The sequence below is a fragment of the Lysobacter sp. GQ73 genome (assembly GCF_059758755.1).
Genome location: NZ_JCAXEE010000001.1, coordinates 477,591 through 494,636 on the forward strand (window position 1 = coordinate 477,591; position 17,046 = coordinate 494,636).

At 68.5% G+C, this 17,046-nt stretch carries 15 protein-coding genes; 6 read left to right on the forward strand and 9 right to left on the reverse strand.

Translation table 11 applies throughout. From position 1 onward, the window contains the following. The first annotated feature begins 111 nt into the window (after positions 1 to 111). A complete protein-coding gene (locus AC6CH2_RS01935) occupies positions 112 to 603 on the forward strand; it encodes a nuclear transport factor 2 family protein (protein WP_498267689.1) in 492 nt (163 codons plus the stop codon). A 779-nt stretch (positions 604 to 1,382) separates the two neighbouring features. Here AC6CH2_RS01935 and acnA read toward each other — a convergent pair. After that, positions 1,383 to 4,163: an aconitate hydratase AcnA gene (gene acnA / locus AC6CH2_RS01940; RefSeq protein ID WP_498267690.1), complete on the reverse strand. Its 2,781-nt coding sequence runs from the start codon at positions 4,161 to 4,163 to the stop codon at positions 1,383 to 1,385. 390 nt (positions 4,164 to 4,553) lie between these two features. On the opposite strand from acnA, the gene acnB reads away from it, so the two are divergent. Then, complete coding sequence (acnB, locus tag AC6CH2_RS01945) at positions 4,554 to 7,142, forward strand: bifunctional aconitate hydratase 2/2-methylisocitrate dehydratase (protein ID WP_498267691.1); 2,589 nt, start codon at positions 4,554 to 4,556, stop codon at positions 7,140 to 7,142. 293 nt (positions 7,143 to 7,435) lie between these two features. Here the strand turns inward: acnB and hflD are convergent, their stop codons facing one another. From hflD to AC6CH2_RS01965, 4 genes are read right to left on the reverse strand one after another with little or no spacing between them, the layout of a single operon-like run. After that, on the reverse strand, positions 7,436 to 8,044 hold the full coding sequence (gene hflD / locus AC6CH2_RS01950) for a high frequency lysogenization protein HflD (protein WP_498267692.1): 609 nt from the start codon (positions 8,042 to 8,044) through the stop codon (positions 7,436 to 7,438). Next, complete coding sequence (gene mnmA / locus AC6CH2_RS01955; RefSeq protein WP_498267693.1) at positions 8,044 to 9,174, reverse strand: tRNA 2-thiouridine(34) synthase MnmA; 1,131 nt, start codon at positions 9,172 to 9,174, stop codon at positions 8,044 to 8,046. The genes hflD and mnmA overlap by 1 nt, the downstream gene beginning before the upstream one ends. Positions 9,175 to 9,179: 5 nt before the next feature. Continuing rightward, positions 9,180 to 9,674, reverse strand: coding sequence for an NUDIX hydrolase (locus tag AC6CH2_RS01960; protein WP_498267694.1), 495 nt, complete (start codon positions 9,672 to 9,674; stop codon positions 9,180 to 9,182). 1 nt (position 9,675) lies between these two features. Next, positions 9,676 to 10,221 carry a hypothetical protein gene (locus AC6CH2_RS01965; protein ID WP_498267695.1) on the reverse strand — a complete coding sequence of 182 codons (546 nt, stop codon included), beginning with the start codon at positions 10,219 to 10,221 and terminating at the stop codon, positions 9,676 to 9,678. A 156-nt stretch (positions 10,222 to 10,377) separates the two neighbouring features. Between AC6CH2_RS01965 and clpS the strand changes: the two genes are divergently transcribed. Further along, positions 10,378 to 10,698 (forward strand): ATP-dependent Clp protease adapter ClpS, encoded by a 321-nt coding sequence (clpS, locus tag AC6CH2_RS01970; RefSeq protein WP_435393689.1) that lies wholly within the window; start codon positions 10,378 to 10,380, stop codon positions 10,696 to 10,698. Between the two features lie 89 nt (positions 10,699 to 10,787). Beyond that, on the forward strand, positions 10,788 to 13,070 hold the full coding sequence (clpA, locus tag AC6CH2_RS01975) for an ATP-dependent Clp protease ATP-binding subunit ClpA (RefSeq protein ID WP_498267696.1): 2,283 nt from the start codon (positions 10,788 to 10,790) through the stop codon (positions 13,068 to 13,070). Between the two features lie 111 nt (positions 13,071 to 13,181). On the opposite strand, the gene AC6CH2_RS01980 is transcribed toward clpA, so the two are convergent. After that, positions 13,182 to 13,532 (reverse strand): DUF6491 family protein, encoded by a 351-nt coding sequence (locus tag AC6CH2_RS01980; RefSeq protein ID WP_435393691.1) that lies wholly within the window; start codon positions 13,530 to 13,532, stop codon positions 13,182 to 13,184. Positions 13,533 to 14,031: 499 nt separating this feature from the next. Here AC6CH2_RS01980 and AC6CH2_RS01985 point away from each other — a divergent pair, with 499 nt between their 5' ends. Together AC6CH2_RS01985 and AC6CH2_RS01990 are read left to right on the forward strand one after the other, a co-directional pair. Beyond that, the gene (locus tag AC6CH2_RS01985; RefSeq protein ID WP_498267697.1) at positions 14,032 to 14,229 is read left to right on the forward strand and encodes a hypothetical protein; all 198 of its coding nucleotides are present in this window, start codon (positions 14,032 to 14,034) and stop codon (positions 14,227 to 14,229) included. Between the two features lie 113 nt (positions 14,230 to 14,342). Next, positions 14,343 to 14,549, forward strand: coding sequence for a hypothetical protein (locus AC6CH2_RS01990; protein WP_435393693.1), 207 nt, complete (start codon positions 14,343 to 14,345; stop codon positions 14,547 to 14,549). A gap of 160 nt (positions 14,550 to 14,709) precedes the next feature. Here AC6CH2_RS01990 and infA read toward each other — a convergent pair whose 3' ends face one another. From infA to AC6CH2_RS02005, 3 genes are all read right to left on the reverse strand, one after another. Next, positions 14,710 to 14,928 carry a translation initiation factor IF-1 gene (gene infA / locus AC6CH2_RS01995; protein WP_031372296.1) on the reverse strand — a complete coding sequence of 73 codons (219 nt, stop codon included), beginning with the start codon at positions 14,926 to 14,928 and terminating at the stop codon, positions 14,710 to 14,712. Positions 14,929 to 15,073: 145 nt separating this feature from the next. Next, entirely contained in the window at positions 15,074 to 15,811 is a 738-nt protein-coding gene (aat, locus tag AC6CH2_RS02000; protein WP_498267698.1) for a leucyl/phenylalanyl-tRNA--protein transferase, read from the reverse strand. Beyond that, a complete protein-coding gene (locus AC6CH2_RS02005) occupies positions 15,808 to 17,010 on the reverse strand; it encodes a GNAT family N-acetyltransferase (RefSeq protein WP_498268194.1) in 1,203 nt (400 codons plus the stop codon). The genes aat and AC6CH2_RS02005 overlap by 4 nt, the downstream gene beginning before the upstream one ends. Positions 17,011 to 17,046 lie beyond the last annotated feature (36 nt).

Genomic DNA, 17,046 nt, shown 5'->3' on the forward strand with positions numbered 1-17,046 from the left:
TGTCACGATGGCGCTCCGGACGGGTGGCCGGGCGCGCGAACGGTCGTGCGAAAGGCGTGCGAAGCGGCCGCCGCTGCGGCCGGCTGGGACTGCGATACAGGGAGGCTTCCGGTGAACAATGCGAACCGCCGCGACCACAGGAACGAGCTGCGGCGGACCCCAGGCCCTGGAACGCCGTGGCGCCGGTTCGCGCTGGGCGTGGTGCTGGCCGTGCTGGCGACGGCCTGCGGCCGCGACCCGCCGGAGCAGCGCCTGCGTGAGTCGGTCGCGCAATTGCAGGCGGCGATCGAGCAGCGCGACGCGCCGGCCCTGCAGGAATGGCTGGCCGACGATTTCGTCGGCCCCGAAGGCCTGGACCGAGAAGGCGCCCGCCGGCTCGCGGTCGGCAGCTTCCTGCGCTACCGGCAGCTCGGGGTGACGATCGGCCCGCTCGACGTCGCCATGGGGCCCGAGCACGCGACCGTACGCTTCACCGCGGCCTTGACCGGCGGCTCCGGCCAGCCCCTGCCCGAGGCGGCGCGCGTGTACGAGGTGGAGACCGGCTGGCGCGAGCAGGACGGCGACTGGCGCATGACCTCGGCGCGCTGGACCGCGAAGCTGTAGCCGCGAACGCGTGGCGCCGGGCGAGGCCCGGCCGAGTCGCCCTGTCTTCCTGAGACGACTGGAGCGGCCGTGGCCGCTCTTAAATTTATGGCGCCGGCGGGCGGAAACCGTTGTCGCCGGCGGCCAGAGCCACCGGCGGGTCTTCCGCTCGGTCGGGAACGGCTCAGGCCGCCTTGCGTGCGGCGAGTTGGCGCAGCACGTAGTGCAGGATGCCGCCGTGGTGGCTGAGGAGCGACGCTTACGCGCCACCGGCGCGTGTCGCTTCGAAGGCCGGTGGCCAGGGCCACCGGCGGGTCTTCCGCTCGGTCGGGAACGGCTCAGGCCGCCTTGCGTGCGGCGAGTTGGCGCAGCACGTAGTGCAGGATGCCGCCGTGGTGGCTGAGGAGCGACGCTTACGCGCCACCGGCGCGTGTCGCTTCGAAGGCCGGTGGCCAGGGCCACCGGCGGGTCTTCCGCTCGGTCGGGAACGGCTCAGGCCGCCTTGCGTGCGGCGAGTTGGCGCAGCACGTAGTGCAGGATGCCGCCGTGGTGGCTGAGGAGCGACGCTTACGCGCCACCGGCGCGTGTCGCTCCGAAGGCCGGTGGCCAGGGCCACCGGCGGGTCTTCCGCTCGGTCGGGAACGGCTCAGGCCGCCTTGCGTGCGGCGAGTTGGCGCAGCACGTAGTGCAGGATGCCGCCGTGGTGGCTGAGGAGCGACGCTTACGCGCCACCGGCGCGTGTCGCTCCGAAGGCCGGTGGCCAGGGCCACCGGCAGGTCTTCCGCTCGGTCGGGAACGGCTCAGGCCGCCTTGCGTGCGGCGAGTTGGCGCAGCACGTAGTGCAGGATGCCGCCGTGGCGGAAGTACTCGACTTCCTTCGGCGTCAGCAGCAACACTTTGACCTCGAAGCGCTGCTCGCTGCCGTCGGCCTTTTTCGCCACCACGGTCGCGGTCTTGGCGGCGCCGTCGTTCAGACCGATCACATCGATCACTTCCGAGCCGTCCAGACCGTGGCTCTGCGCGTTCTCGCCGTCCTGGAACTGCAACGGCAGCACGCCCATGCCGACCAGATTGGAGCGATGGATGCGTTCGAAGCTTTCGGCGATCACCGCCTTGACCCCGAGCAGGTTGGTGCCCTTGGCGGCCCAGTCGCGCGAGGAGCCGGTGCCGTATTCCTTGCCGGCGAACACCACCAGCGGCACGCCGTCGGCCTTGTACTTCATCGCCGCGTCGTAAATGGCGAGCTTTTCCGGGGCGGCGCCGCCAGGGCCGTAGTACAGGGTGTTGCCGCCTTCCTCGCCGCCGAACATCAGGTTCTTGATGCGGATGTTGGCGAAAGTGCCGCGCACCATCACATCGTCGTTGCCGCGGCGCGAGCCGTAGCTGTTGAAGTCGGCCGGCTGCACGCCGCGCGAGACCAGGAAGCGGCCCGCCGGCGAGTCCTTCTTGATGTTGCCGGCCGGCGAGATGTGGTCGGTGGTGATCGAGTCGCCGAACAGGCCCATCACCCGCGCGCCGTGGACGTCGTCGATGCCGCCGACCTGCATGGTCATGCCGTCGAAGTAGGGCGGGTTCTTGATGTAGGTCGAGCTTTCGTCCCACTGGAACGACTCGCCGTCGGGCGAGGCGATCTGGTTCCAGCGCGTGTCGCCCTTGAACACGTCGGCGTAGTTCTGCGCGAACAGCTCCGGGCCGACGGTGGCGGCGATCATGTCGCCGATTTCCTTGTTGCTCGGCCAGATGTCGCGCAGGTACACGTCCTGGCCGTCGGCGCCCTTGCCGATCGGCTCCTTGGTCAGGTCGATGTTGACCGTGCCGGCGATCGCGTAGGCCACCACCAGCGGCGGCGAGGCCAGGTAGTTGGCTTTCACTTCCGGATGCACGCGGCCTTCGAAGTTGCGGTTGCCCGACAGCACCGAGGCGACCACCAGTTCGTTCTCGGCGATGCCCCTGGAGACTTCGTCCGGCAACGGGCCGGAGTTGCCGATGCAGGTGGTGCAGCCGTAGCCGACCACGTAGAAGCCGAGCTTCTCCAGGTCGGCGAGCACGCCGGCCTTGCGCAGGTAATCGGTGACCACCAGCGAGCCCGGGCCGAGCGAGGTCTTGACCCAGGGCTTGGATTTCAGGCCCACGCGCGCGGCGTTGCGCGCGAGCAGGCCGGCGCCGAGCATCACCGCCGGATTCGAGGTGTTGGTGCAGGAGGTGATCGCGGCGATCACCACCGAGCCGTCGCACAGCTCAGCGTCCTGGTCCTGGATGCGGATCTTCGACACCGGCTTGGCGGCGAGATGCTCGGCCTGCGGCTGGGCGCCGCCTTCGCCCTTGAGCTCCTCGACGGCGCAGCCGACCCTGGCCTTGCGGTTGGCGATCAGCGGGCCGAGGTTCTCGCTGAAATTGGTGTGGACGTTTTCGAGCAGCACCCGGTCCTGCGGACGCTTCGGACCGGCCATCGAGGGGCGCACGTCGCCGAGGTCGAGTTCGAGCGTGGCCGAATAGGTGGCATGGGGCTGGCCGGGTTCGTGCCACAGGCCCTGGGCCTTGGCATAGGCCTCGACCAGGGCGATCTGTTCCTCGGACCGGCCCGACAGGCGCAGATAGGTCACCGCCTCGGCGTCGATCGGGAAGATGCCGCAGGTCGCGCCGTACTCGGGGGCCATGTTGGCGATGGTCGCGCGGTCGGCCAGCGGCAGGTGCTGCAGGCCATCGCCGAAGAACTCGACGAACTTGCCGACCACGCCGTGCTTGCGCAGCATCTGGGTGACGGTCAGGACCAGGTCGGTCGCGGTCGCGCCTTCCGGCAGCTGGCCGACGAGCTTGAAACCGACCACCTGCGGGATCAGCATCGACGAGGGCTGGCCGAGCATCGCCGCCTCGGCCTCGATGCCGCCGACGCCCCAGCCGAGCACGCCGATGCCGTTGATCATCGTGGTGTGGCTGTCGGTGCCGAACACGGTGTCGGGGAAGGCCTGCAGCTCGCTGCTGCCGTCCAGGCCCTGGACCTCGCGGCCCATGACCACGCGGGCCAGGTTCTCCAGGTTGACCTGGTGGACGATGCCGGTGTTCGGCGGCACCACCTTGAAGTTCTCGAACGACTTCTGGCCCCAACGCAGGAAGCTGTAGCGCTCCATGTTGCGCTGGAATTCGATCTTGCCGTTCAGGTCCAGCGCCTCGGGGCTGCCGAACACGTCGACCTGGACCGAGTGGTCGATGACCAGTTCGGACGGGATCAGCGGATTGATCTGGCGGGCGTTGCCGCCCAGCCGGCCGACCGCGTCGCGCATCGCCGCCAGGTCGACCACACAGGGCACGCCGGTGAAATCCTGCAGGACCACGCGAGCGGGCATGAAGGCGATCTCGGTGTCCGGCTCGCGGCTGGCGTCCCATTGCGCGACTGCCTCGATATGGTCCTTGCCGACCGTAGCGCCGCCGTCCTCGTGGCGCAGCAGGTTCTCGAGCAGGATCTTCATCGAGTAGGGCAGGCGGCTGATGTCGTAGCGCTCGCCCAGGGCCGGCAGGCTGAAGTAGGTGTAGTCGCGGCCGTTGACGGACAGGGTGCGGCGGGTGGAATAGGAGTCGGGCATGTCGGTGGAGCTCCTTGGATGCTGCTGGCGCGCCGGGGGAACGGGCGCGGTGGCTGGCGATGGCGTCGATTATCCCTTTATCGGGTTCAGGAAACGTGCAGACAATGGTCGCAAGCGCGCGACAGCGTTCCGCCGCAAGCGTACGGACGGATCGCGCAAAGCCTTGCGCGGCAGGCGCCGGCGTAGTGGCCGCGTTTGCCGCGAAAGCCCTTTGAAGGCAAAATACGCGGTCGAGGCCGTGCCCTTCGCGGGCGCCGGCGGCCTTGCTTCCAGCAAGCCGCCGCCCCTCGCCACCCCGCACTCGCCACGTAAGTCCGCACGCGCCTGTCGCGGCGGCGGACCGCGCAGCCGGTGCCACGTCTTTACCGCTTCATTCCGACGGGACTCTCCATGCTCTCCAGCTATCGCCAACACGTTGCCGAGCGCGCCGCGCTGGGCATTCCGCCGCTGCCCCTGACCGCCCAGCAGACCGCCGAGGTCATCGAGCTGCTGAAAGCGCCGCCGGCGGGCGAGGAGACGTTCCTGCTCGATCTGATCACCCAGCGCGTGCCGGCCGGCGTCGACGACGCCGCCAAGGTCAAGGCTTCGTATCTCGCCGCGGTCGCCTTCGGCACCGAGCACAATGCCCTGATCAGCCGCGAACGCGCGACCGAACTGCTCGGCACTATGCTGGGCGGCTACAACATCCATCCGCTGGTCGAGCTGCTCGACGACGCCCAGGTCGGCAGCATCGCCGCCGAGGCGCTGAAGAAGACCCTGCTGATGTTCGACGCCTTCCACGACGTCCAGGACAAGGCCGAGGCCGGCAACGCCAACGCCAAGTCGGTGCTGCAAAGCTGGGCCGACGCGGAGTGGTTCACCAGCCGTCCGGAAGTGCCGGAAAGCCTGACCGTCACCGTGTTCAAGGTGACCGGCGAGACCAACACCGACGACCTGTCGCCGGCGCCCGACGCGACCACCCGCCCGGACATCCCGTTGCACGCCCTGGCGATGCTGAAGAACGCCCGCGACGGCATCGTGCCCGAGGAAGACGGCAAGCGCGGCCCGATCGCCTTCATCGAATCGCTCAAGGACAAGGGCCACCTGGTCGCCTACGTCGGCGACGTGGTCGGCACCGGTTCCAGCCGCAAGTCGGCCACCAATTCGGTGCTGTGGTTCACCGGCGAAGACATTCCCTTCATTCCGAACAAGCGCTTCGGCGGCGTGTGCCTGGGTTCGAAGATCGCGCCGATCTTCTACAACACCATGGAAGACGCCGGCGCGCTGCCGATCGAACTCGACGTGTCGCAGATGAACATGGGCGACGTGGTCGAACTGCGTCCCTACGACGGCAAAGCGATCAAGGACGGTCGGGTCATCGCCGAGTTCTCGCTCAAGTCCGACGTGCTCCTCGACGAAGTGCGCGCCGGCGGCCGCATCCCGCTGATCGTCGGCCGCGGCCTGACCGCCAAGGCGCGCGAAGCGCTGGGCCTGCCGGCCTCGACCCTGTTCCGCCTGCCGCAGAACCCGGCCGACACCGGCAAGGGCTATTCGCTGGCGCAGAAGATGGTCGGCCGCGCCTGCGGTCTGCCGGAAGGCCAGGGCGTGCGCCCGGGCACCTACTGCGAGCCGAAGATGACCTCGGTGGGTTCGCAGGACACCACCGGCCCGATGACCCGCGACGAGCTCAAGGACCTGGCCTGCCTGGGCTTCTCGGCCGACCTGGTGATGCAGTCGTTCTGCCACACCGCCGCCTATCCGAAGCCGGTCGACGTCAAGACCCACCACACCCTGCCGGAGTTCATCTCCAACCGCGGCGGCATCTCGCTACGCCCTGGCGACGGCGTGATCCACAGCTGGCTCAACCGCATGCTGATGCCCGACACCGTCGGCACCGGCGGCGACTCGCACACCCGCTTCCCGGTCGGCATCTCGTTCCCGGCCGGCTCCGGCCTGGTCGCGTTCGCCGCGGCCACCGGCGTCATGCCGCTGGACATGCCCGAGTCGGTGCTGGTGCGTTTCAAGGGCGAAATGCAGCCCGGCGTGACCCTGCGCGACCTGGTCAACGCGATTCCGCTGGCCGCGATCAAGTCCGGCCTGCTGACCGTCGCCAAGCAGGGCAAGAAGAACATCTTTTCCGGCCGCATCCTCGAGATCGAAGGGCTGCCGCACCTGAAGGTCGAACAGGCGTTCGAACTGTCCGACGCCTCGGCCGAACGTTCGGCCGCCGGCTGCACGGTCAAGCTCGACAAGGAACCCATCATCGAGTACCTCACCAGCAACATCACCTTGCTGAAGTGGATGATCGCCGAGGGCTACGCCGACCCGCGCTCGCTCGCGCGCCGGATCAAGGCGATGGAAGGCTGGCTGGCCAACCCGCAGCTGCTGGAAGGCGACGCCGATGCCGACTACGCCGCGGTGATCGAGATCGACCTCAACCAGATCGTCGAGCCGATCGTGGCCTGCCCGAACGACCCCGACGACGTCAAGACGCTGTCGGACGTGGCCGGCGCGGTCATCGACGAGGTCTTCATCGGCTCGTGCATGACCAACATCGGTCACTTCCGCGCGGCGGCGAAGCTGCTCGAAGGCAAGCGCGACATCCCGACCCGCCTGTGGGTCGCGCCGCCGACCAAGATGGACGCGTCCGAGCTGACCAAGGAAGGCCATTACGGCACCTTCGGCACCGCCGGCGCGCGCATGGAAATGCCGGGCTGCTCGCTGTGCATGGGCAACCAGGCGCAGGCCCGCGAAGGCGCGACCGTGTTCTCGACCAGCACCCGCAACTTCCCGAACCGCCTCGGCCGCAACACCAACGTGTACCTCGGCTCGGCGGAACTGGCGGCGATCTGCTCGCGCCTGGGCCGCATCCCGACCCGCGAGGAATACATGGCGGACGTCGGCGTGCTCAAGGCCGACGGCGACAAGATCTACCGCTACATGAACTTCGATCAGATCGAAGACTACAAGACGGTCGCCGACACGGTGGCCGCGGCCTGATCGGCCGGCGTTAAACCTAGAAACGAAAAACCCCGGCTCAGGCCGGGGTTTTTTGTTGGGCGCGGTCGGCCCGGTCGAACCGCACGCGACGCATCCGCGAGCATCGCCTGTGCCTGGGTAGGAGCGGCGCAAGCCGCGACCGGCGAAGCGACGCGCCGACCCGGACGACGCGGCGACCGGAACGAGGTCGCGGCTCACGCCGCTCCTACAGGGGCGGGTTTCGCCGCAAGCTAGCCGCGCCAAGGGGCAGGAGGGGCGCATACACGAGCAGGTTGCGCCTCAATACGACTGCTCTAGCCCAGGCGCGCCTCGATCGCATCGACCATGCCGCGGCGGTGCAGCAGGAAATCCCAATAGCTGCCGCCGAGCTGGCGCCAGAGCACCGCCGAGCGCACCGCGGCGAGCAGGGCGGCGCGGACTTCGGCGACGACGCCGGGCTGGCCGAGGTAATGCGGGTTGCCCTGGACCAGCACCCGCGGGCGCAGGTGGCTCAGGGTCTCGGCGTACAGGCTGCCGAGGGCGGCGATGACGTCCGGATGGCTGCTGCCCATACGGCCGGCGGCGGCGGCCTGGGCGTGGATGCCGCGCAGGACCTTTTCGGTCATGGCGGCGTCGCGGACGAAACGGCGCTCCAACTGCAGCACGGCCAGGGCCAGCCGCGGCAGGTGCTCGTCGTTGGCGCGGTTGACGAAATAGTCCTGCAGCAGCACCAGGCCCGGGCGCAGGTTGGCCAGGCCGCCGTAGACCGCGGCCGGGGACGAGGCGTCGATGCGGAACACCGAGTCCAGGGCGGTGTCTAGCACCGCGGCGTTGGCCTGGCCGGTGTCGGCGATGCGCCGCACCTGGCCCAAGGCCTGGGCCAGGCCGGCGAGTGCGAGTACGCGTTCGGAGATATCGGCCATTACGTAAGGGATTCCTTGGGGGGCAGGGGAACGGCGCAGTCGGGCGCATCGGTCGCGGCGATCACCGCGCCGCCTAGGCAGACCTCGCCGTCGTACAGCACCAGCGACTGGCCGGGCGTGACCGCGCGCTGGGATTGGGCGAAACGGACTTCCAGGCTGCCGTCCTCGCGCACCGAGACCTCGCAGTCCTGGTCGGGCTGGCGGTAGCGGGTTTGGGCGCTGCAGACGAAGCGCGCGGCCGGCGGGCGGCCGGCGATCCAGTGGGCGGTTTCCGACCACAGGGTCTGCGAATGCAGCCAGGGGCTGTCGCTGCCCTGGTCGACGTACAGCACATTGGACGCGACGTCCTTGCCGACCACGTACCACGGCGCCGGCTCGAAGCCGCGCACGCCGCCGATGTTGAGACCTTCGCGCTGGCCGAGGGTGAAATAGAACACGCCCGGATGGCGGCCGACGACCTGGCCGGCCGGGGTGCGGATCTCGCCTTCGCGCGCCGGCAGGTAGCGCGAGAGGAATTCGCGGAAATCGCGTTCGCCGATGAAGCAGATGCCGGTCGAATCCTTCTTGGCCGCGGTCGGCAGTTGCGCCGCGCGCGCCATCTCGCGCACGTCGCGCTTGAGCAGGTCGCCGAGCGGGAAACGCGTCGCCGACAGCTGCGCCTGGCCCAACTGGTGCAGGAAATAGCTCTGGTCCTTGCTGCGGTCGAGCGCGCGCAGCAGGCGGAACTCGTTACCGGCCCGATCGACCCGGGCGTAATGACCGGTGGCGATGAACTCCGCGCCGAGCTCGCGCGCGGCGTCGAGGAAGTGCTTGAACTTGATCTCGCGGTTGCACAGCACGTCCGGGTTCGGGGTGCGTCCGGCGGCGTACTCGGCGAGGAAGTGCTCGAACACCCCGGCCCAGTACTCGCCGGAGAAATCGCGGAAATGGATCGGCAGGCCGAGCCGGCCGGATACCGCGACCGCGTCGCGGCGGTCGTCCTCGGCGCGGCAGTCGCCGCTGCCGTCGTCGGCCCAGTTCTGCATGAAGAGGCCGGCGACCGGCTCGCCGGCGTCGCGCAGGCGCAGGGCGGCGACCGAGGAGTCGACCCCGCCCGACATGCCCACGATGGTGCGTACCGATACGGCCATGAGGATCAGACCGGGTCGGGCGAGACCATTTGCTGCAGCAGATCCAGCGAATGGCGGCGTCCACCGAGGTAGTCGGCGACCACGCGCCAGACCAGCGGACTGCGGTGCTCGGGCGAGCGCGCCTGCAGTTCGGCCGGGCTCATCCACAGGGCCTGGACGATGCCCTCGTCGAGGCGCCGGCCCGGGTCGTGGCGGACCGGTTCGGCGGCGAAGGCGAAGCGCAGGTAATGGCGGCCGCCGGCGCCGTCCTGCTGCTGCGGCGCCTTCCACTGGTAGGCGCCGACGAAGGCGGTCAGGCGCACGTCCCAGCCGGTCTCCTCGCGGGTCTCGCGCAGGGCCGCGTCGACCAGGCTCTCGTCCGGCTCCAGGTGCCCGGCGGGCTGGTTGATCACCAGCCGCCCGCCGACCGATTCCTCGACCATCAGCAGGCGGCCGCCGTCGACCACGACGGTGGCGACGGTGACGTCGGGTTGCCAGAAACGGCCTTCGCGGTAGCTCACGTCAGAATTCGTCCTGGCCGGGGGTGAGTTGCGACTCCATCTCGTCGGCGGCGCGGACCACATAGTCGATCGCATCGTCGAGGTCTTCCTGGCTCGCGTCGGCGTCCAGCTTGACCACGAACACCGCCACCGAGTCCTGTTTGACCCAGCCGCCCATCTTGCTGAGCTGGCTGTCCTCGAGCAGGCGGTTGGCGACTTCGGCCGGAAAGTCCTTTTCGGTGGCGCGGTAGCCCGGCGACCAGACCTCGCGGACCTGCAGCTTGCCGTAGCGCTCGGTGTGCGAGATCACGTAGGCCATCTGACTGCGGTCCTCGTCGAGGCCGAAGGTGAGGGTGTAGTCGCCGTCCTTGTCGACCTCGTACTTGTAGCCCAGGGCGTCGAGCTGCTTGCCGATGCGCGGGTCGGCGGTCTTGGCGGCGGCCTTGGCCGGGGCGGCAGCGGGTGCGGCCTCGAGCGAGGCGGCGTCCGCCTTCGCGGCCGGCGCGGCCGTCGCCAGGACGGGCAGCAGCGAGAACAGCAGGGCAGGCAGGTAACGGGGCAGACGCATGTGGGTCCTTGAATTTCGCGGCGCCGACGCAACCTTGACCGGCGGCTCCGACCAAGATGGCGGCGCTGCGGCATTTTGCAATGCGGCCGGGCATGCGTCCATGTCGTACGGCGGCGGCATCCACGGCGGGACGGGGCAGGGGTTTATAATCGCGCAATGGCAAAACAGACCGAACAAGAACACAGTCATGGCGTATTGGTGGAAGCCGGCAAGCCCGAAGTCGCGCGGCCGCCGCTGTATTCCGTACTCCTGCTAAACGACGATTACACCCCGATGGACTTCGTGGTCGAGGTCCTGATGCGCTTTTTCCCGATGAACGTCGAAAAAGCCACCCAGATCATGCTCCACGTCCATACCCGCGGGCGCGGCGTTTGCGGCGTCTTCACACGCGAGGTCGCCGAGTCCAAGGTCGCCCAGGTGAACGAATTTTCAAGACTTCACCAGCACCCCTTGCTGTGCACGATGGAAAAGGCCTAAAAGGTAGTTGTCGCACCCGCTGGGGCGGGGCATGGAAAAGCCGGCGAGCGCCCCCACGTAGCGTGCATACGTTCTGGAGGCTCCGCCCCATGTTCAGCAAGGATCTCGAATACAGCATCGGCCAGTGCTACAAGCGCGCCCGCGAGGCGCGCCACGAGTACATGACGGTCGAACATCTGCTGCTCGCACTACTCGACAACCCCTCCGCCGAGGCCGTCCTCAAGGCGACCAACGCCGACTTCGCACGCCTGCGCAGCGACCTGGAACAGGCCATCGCGACCTCGGTCCAGGTGCTGCCCGACGACGTCGACCGCGATACCCAGCCCACTTTGGGTTTCCAGCGTGTGCTACAGCGCGCTGTCTATCACGTGCAGTCCTCCGGCAAGAAGGAGGTCACCGGCGCCAACGTGCTGGTCGCCATCTTCGGCGAGAAGGATTCGCACGCGGTCTACTTCCTCAACCAGCAGGACGTGGCCCGCCTCGACGTGGTCAATTACCTGTCGCACGGCATCGTCAAGCACAACGCCGAAGACAGCCACGGCCAGCACGAGGAGAGCGAATCCAAGCCGGCCGAAGGCCCGGAGAGCGAAGGCAAGTCCGACGCCCTGGCCGAGTTCGCCAGCAACCTCAACCAGTTGGCCCGCGAGGGCAAGATCGACCCGCTGGTCGGCCGCGGCGACGAGGTCGAGCGCACCATCCAGGTGCTGTGCCGCCGGCGCAAGAACAACCCGCTGTACGTCGGCGAAGCCGGCGTCGGCAAGACCGCGATCGCCGAAGGCCTGGCCAAGCGCATCGTCGACGGCGATGTGCCCGAGGTGCTGCGCAACGCCACCATCTTCGCCCTCGACCTCGGCGCCCTGGTCGCCGGCACCAAGTACCGCGGCGATTTCGAAAAGCGCCTGAAGGCGGTGCTGGCCCAGCTCAAGAAGCAGCCCGAGGCGATCCTGTTCGTCGATGAGATCCACACCATCATCGGCGCCGGTTCGGCCAGCGGCGGCACCATGGACGCCAGCAACCTGATCAAGCCGGCCCTGTCCTCGGGCGAGCTGCGCTGCATCGGCTCGACCACGTTCCAGGAATACCGCGGCATCTTCGAGAAGGACCGCGCGCTGGCGCGGCGCTTCCAGAAGATCGACATCGTCGAGCCGACCGTCGGCGAGACCTACGAGATCCTGCAGGGGCTCAAGCCCAAGTACGAGTCGCACCACGGCGTGACCTACGCCGACGACGCGCTGCAGGCGGCGGTCGACCTGTCGGTCAAGCACATCGGCGACCGCCTGCTGCCGGACAAGGCCATCGACGTCATCGACGAGGCCGGCGCGCGCCAGCGCCTGCTGCCGGAGGAGGTGCGCAAGCAGCTGATCGACATCGAGGAAATCGAGATGATCGTGGCCAAGATGGCGCGCATCCCGACCAAGCAGGTCTCGGCCAGCGACAAGGACGTGCTGCGCAACCTCGAACGCAACCTCAAGATGGTGATCTTCGGCCAGGACCCGGCGATCGAGACCCTGGCCTCGGCGATCAAGCTGGCGCGCTCGGGGCTCGGCAACCCGGACAAGCCGATCGGCAACTTCCTGTTCGCCGGCCCGACCGGCGTCGGCAAGACCGAGGTCACCAAGCAGCTCGCGCTGCAGCTCGGCATCGAGCTGGTCCGCTTCGACATGTCCGAGTACATGGAGCCGCATTCGGTCAGCCGCCTGATCGGCGCGCCTCCGGGCTACGTCGGGTTCGACCAGGGCGGCCTGCTGACCGAGAAGATCGTCAAGACCCCGCACTGCGTGCTGCTGCTCGACGAGGTCGAAAAGGCCCATCCGGATATCTTCAACATCCTGTTGCAGGTCATGGACCGCGGCACCCTCACCGACACCAACGGGCGCGAAGCCAACTTCAAGAACGTGGTGCTGGTGATGACGACCAATGCCGGCGCGGCCCAGGCGTCGCGGCGTTCGATCGGCTTCACCAAGCAGGACCACTCGACCGATGCGATGGAAGTGATCCGCAAGGGCTTCACCCCGGAGTTCCGCAACCGCCTCGACGCGGTGGTGCAGTTCCAGGCGCTGGGCTTCGATCACATCCTGCGCGTGGTCGACAAGTTCCTGATCGAACTCGAGGCGCAGCTGCACGAAAAGAACGTGACCCTGACCGCGACGCCGACCGCACGCGACTGGCTGGCCCAGCACGGTTTCGACCCGCAGATGGGCGCGCGTCCGATGGCGCGGGTGATCCAGGACAAGATCAAGCGTCCGCTCGCCGACGAGCTGTTGTTCGGCAAGTTGGTCGGCGGCGGCCGGGTCACCATCGACGTGCGCGACGACGAGCTGATCGTCGACGCTCATGCCGAACCCGAGCGCCTGTTGCCGGTCACGGTCTGATCGCGTCAGCGATCGGGGCATGGAAAAGGCGGCCTGCGGGCCGCCTTTTCGTTTGCGCAGTTGTCGGTCGCTTGTCGGCTTGGCGGTCGGCCGGTCGTCGCCGAGTCTCTCTCATCGCGCGCGGCGATAGCCCTGGTAGGCGCTCTCGTCGATCTTCTCGACCGATACGATGTCGCAGAAATCGCGCTGAGTCTTGATCCGGGTGCCGCTGGGGCAGACCCGGCCCTTGGTCTTCTCGGCGCTGACCGTGATCTTCGGCGTGAAGCCCAGGTCGTAGCAGCCCTTGCGTACGTTCAAGCGGTAGTAGTTGTCGGCATCCTTGACCAGGACGGCCTTCTCTCCGACGCGCGACAACTGGGCCTCGGCGCCGAGATCGACGCAGGCGTCGATCGGATCCGCGAATGCGGCGGTCGCGGAAAGACAGAGCAGGGTGGCCAGAGCGGTCCTTGATAGCGGCAACATGGGGGCGTCCTAATGAGCGAGCTCGGATTGAGCCGAGGCCACGTTAGGCGCGCGTCGCCGCATGCGAATCTGGAAGAAGTCGCTGTGACCTTCGTCACGGCATGACGTTTGGCATAACCCGTTTCGCCGCTGCGTGCATCCAGGTCTGTTCGCAGCATCTTTTATGAGGCCTCGACGCGGCCTTCGCGCGGCCCGCGATGCGGCGCCGTGTTCGCCTTGCGTGCAAGTTTCATCGCCCTCGCGCATCGTGCATGGAGAAGACGCGCCGCACCGTGTCGCGATCTGTGAGCTCCATCGTGCGTGGTGCCGCAGTGCAGCTCGATCCACCGGCGCGAGCGATGCTAGCGTCGTCAGGCGTCATCGGCAGGTTGCAATACATGCGCCTCGTCGCGTCGTCGTCCGCCATCGGCCCGGTCGCCGGACCCGTTGGGGATTCTCAGCCGCGCCCAGGGACGGCGAGCGCCGACGAGTCTTCGTCGACTCAAGGAAGGAGCACCACATGAAGCTACGCAAGTTGTCGCTCGCGGCGGTCGCCGCTTTCGGCTTTGGTTTTTCGGCCTGGGCCGCGGCCGGCATCTGGCCGGGGCCGTGCCAGTTGTGCCGCAACGCCTACCAGGCCTGCCAGCTCGATCCCAACGCCGAGTGCGAATCCGAGTTCAGCCGCTGCCTGATCCAGGCCGGCTGCCCGCTGGAATAGCCGGTCCGCTGTTCGTGTTTGCCCGAGGCCGGCCGCAGCGGCAGCGAAGCCATGCCCGCGAGGCCGGCGCCGGGACCCGTCGTTTTCATCCCGCCAAGGAAAGGAGTTCACCCATGAAACTGCCCCGTTTTTCGCTGGCCGCGATGGCCGCCTTCGCGTTCGCCAGCGCCGCCTCGTTGACCGCGACCGCGTCCGATCCCTGCGACGCCTGCTGGCGCACCTACAACAAGTGCATCGAGGTCGGCAGCGATTCGGGCTATTGCGAATACAAGGTCGCCCAATGCCTGGCGCGCTACGGCTGCCCGGCGCCGCCGTTCTGAGTGCGGCCCGCCCGAGCGGGGCCCGCGGCCGAACCGCGGGCGCTCGCCCGGACGATGCGCGCGCGCGTACGCACGGCCGGTGGCGGCCGGCCCGCTCCCCGGCGAATCGCAGGCATGAAAAAGGCGACCAAGGCCGCCTTTTTTCAATAACTTACCGCGATTACTTCATGCGGTAGGTGATGCGACCCTTGGTGAGATCGTAGGGCGTCATTTCAACCTTGACCTTGTCGCCGGTCAGGATGCGAATGTAGTTCTTGCGCATGCGACCCGAGATATGGGCAATGATCTCGTGCCCGTTTTCGAGACGCACGCGGAACATGGTGTTCGGAAGAGTTTCCGCCACCGTGCCCTCGAATTCGATCACGTCATCTTTTGCCATGTGGTTCCTAGGGAGTCGCGAAAAGCGGGCGTCGCGCGCCCGCGAAGCCGCACATTCTGCCACGCCAGCGGCCCGGTAGCAAAAATCCGTTAATCGCGCCGTCGGCTGGGACGGTTGGGGGACGGGGCGGCGGCCAACGGCCGCGCTAGCGCTCCGCCAGGCGCGAGGCCGGCCAATCGCCGAAGCGCCCGGTCCAGGGCCCGGCCGCTTCGGGCAGTGCAGCCAGCGCCGCGACCTGCGCCAGGAACGCTTCGCGCGGCATCGACTCGGCACCGAGGCTGAGCAGGTGCGGGTTCTCGACCTGGCCGTCGAGCAGCGGCCAGCCCCATTCGTGCAGGTGCCGCGCCAACGCCGCCAAGGCGACCTTGGAGCCGCCGGAGGCGGCGCTGAACATGCTCTCGCCGAAGAACATGCGCCCGATCGCGACCCCGTAGACGCCGCCGACCAGGCGCTCGCCGTCGTAGACCTCGACCGAATGGGCGTGGCCGAGCTCATGCAGGCGCCGGTAGGCAGCGAGCATGTCCTCGGTGATCCAAGTGCCGTCCTGGTGCGGGCGCGGCGCCTGCGCGCAGGCGGCGACGACTTCGGCGAAAGCGGTGTCGGCGCGTACCGTCCAGCCGCAGCGGCGCAGGCCGCGGCGGAATTTCGACGACAGCCGCACCCGGTCGGTGCGGAACACGGTGCGCGGGTCGGGGCACCACCACAGCAGCGGATAGCCTTCCGATGGCCACGGAAACACGCCGTGGCGGTAAGCGTTGAGCAGCCGGCCCGGGCTCAGGTCGCCGCCCATCGCGAGCAGGCCCTCGGGCTGGCGCAGGGCGCGTTCGGGCGGCGGGAACGGCGCGTCGGGGTCCGGCGAGAGCAGGATCGGCAGCTGGCTCATGGGCCCGGCTCGGTGGCGGCCGCCCCAGTTTGCGCCTCGGTCTGTGCCTCGACCGCCTTGAACGGGGTGTGCAGCGACAGAGTGCGCGCGTACTGGCGCACCGAGGCCGCCTCGTCGCGGCACCAGGGCCGCAGGGCGCCGCGGAAGCCCGGGTCGGCGATCCAGTGGCGGCTGCGCACGAAGGCCGGCAGGAAGCCGCGCGCGAGCTTGTGCTCGCCCTGGGCGCCGGGCTCGAACCGGGTCAGACCCTCGCGCAGGCAGTAATCGATGCCCTGGTAGTAACAGGTTTCGAAATGGAGCCCGGGCAGGCCGGCCTCGGCGCCCCAGTAGCGGCCGTACAAGGTGTCGCCGCCGCGCAGGCACAGCGCCCCGGCGATCGGCTCGCCCTGGCGTTCGGCCAGGAAGATCACCAGCGACCGCGGCATGCTCCGCGCCAGGTGGCGCAGGAAATCCAGGGTCAGCGCCGGGTGGTTGCCGTACTCGGCGAAGGTGGTCAGGTAGAAGCGGTGCATCGTCGCCAGGTCGGCGTCGCGGGCATCGCCGCCTTCGACGATGCGGAAGCTCACTCCGGCGCGCGCGACCTTGGCCCGTTCCTGGCGGATGTTCTTGCGGTGCTTGTGGTCGAACGCGGCCAGGAACTGGTCGAAGTCCCGCCAGCGCCGGCCCTGCGCATCGGGCTCGTTGCGCCAGTGGTACTGCACGTCGATGCGTTGCAGCCAGTCGCCGCCGCAGGCCTCGTGCTCGAACGCGGCGTCTTCGCCGGCTTCGTGGAAATTCACGTGCACCGAGGACAAGCCCTGGCGTTCGCACAGTTGCGCAATCGCCGACAGCAACAGCGGCCGGTGCGCAGCCTCGCGCGCGAGCAGGCGCGGCCCGGTCACCGGCGAGTAGGGCACCGCGGCCAGCCATTTCGGGAAGTAATCGCGGCCGTGCTGGGCGTAGGCATGGGCCCAGGCGTGATCGAACACGAACTCACCGTGCGAGTTCTGCTTGAGGTAGGCCGGCATCGCCGCGATCAGTTCGTCGCCGTCCCACACGCTCAGGTGGTGCGGCGCCCAGCCCCATTCCTCGCGCAGGCAGCCGTGCTGCTCCAGGCCGTGCAGGAAGGCGTGGGCGACGAACGGGTTGCGACCGTCGTGCAGCGCGTCCCACTGCGCCGGCGCGACCTCCGACAGCGAGGCGAGCAGCCGGATCGACAGGGCATCGGGGCTTGCGGTCACGGGCGGCGCGAGTCG

Bases quoted from the DNA above. Each gene is read 5' to 3' on its own strand.
- acnA (WP_498267690.1), bottom strand. From the start codon at position 4,163: ATGCCCGACTCCTATTCCACCCGCCGCACCCTGTCCGTCAACGGCCGC.
- acnB (WP_498267691.1), top strand. From the start codon at position 4,554: ATGCTCTCCAGCTATCGCCAACACGTTGCCGAGCGCGCCGCGCTGGGC.
- hflD (WP_498267692.1), bottom strand. From the start codon at position 8,044: ATGGCCGATATCTCCGAACGCGTACTCGCACTCGCCGGCCTGGCCCAG.
- mnmA (WP_498267693.1), bottom strand. From the start codon at position 9,174: ATGGCCGTATCGGTACGCACCATCGTGGGCATGTCGGGCGGGGTCGAC.
- AC6CH2_RS01965 (WP_498267695.1), bottom strand. From the start codon at position 10,221: ATGCGTCTGCCCCGTTACCTGCCTGCCCTGCTGTTCTCGCTGCTGCCC.
- clpS (WP_435393689.1), top strand. From the start codon at position 10,378: ATGGCAAAACAGACCGAACAAGAACACAGTCATGGCGTATTGGTGGAA.
- clpA (WP_498267696.1), top strand. From the start codon at position 10,788: ATGTTCAGCAAGGATCTCGAATACAGCATCGGCCAGTGCTACAAGCGC.
- AC6CH2_RS01980 (WP_435393691.1), bottom strand. From the start codon at position 13,532: ATGTTGCCGCTATCAAGGACCGCTCTGGCCACCCTGCTCTGTCTTTCC.
- AC6CH2_RS01985 (WP_498267697.1), top strand. From the start codon at position 14,032: ATGAAGCTACGCAAGTTGTCGCTCGCGGCGGTCGCCGCTTTCGGCTTT.
- AC6CH2_RS01990 (WP_435393693.1), top strand. From the start codon at position 14,343: ATGAAACTGCCCCGTTTTTCGCTGGCCGCGATGGCCGCCTTCGCGTTC.
- infA (WP_031372296.1), bottom strand. From the start codon at position 14,928: ATGGCAAAAGATGACGTGATCGAATTCGAGGGCACGGTGGCGGAAACT.
- aat (WP_498267698.1), bottom strand. From the start codon at position 15,811: ATGAGCCAGCTGCCGATCCTGCTCTCGCCGGACCCCGACGCGCCGTTC.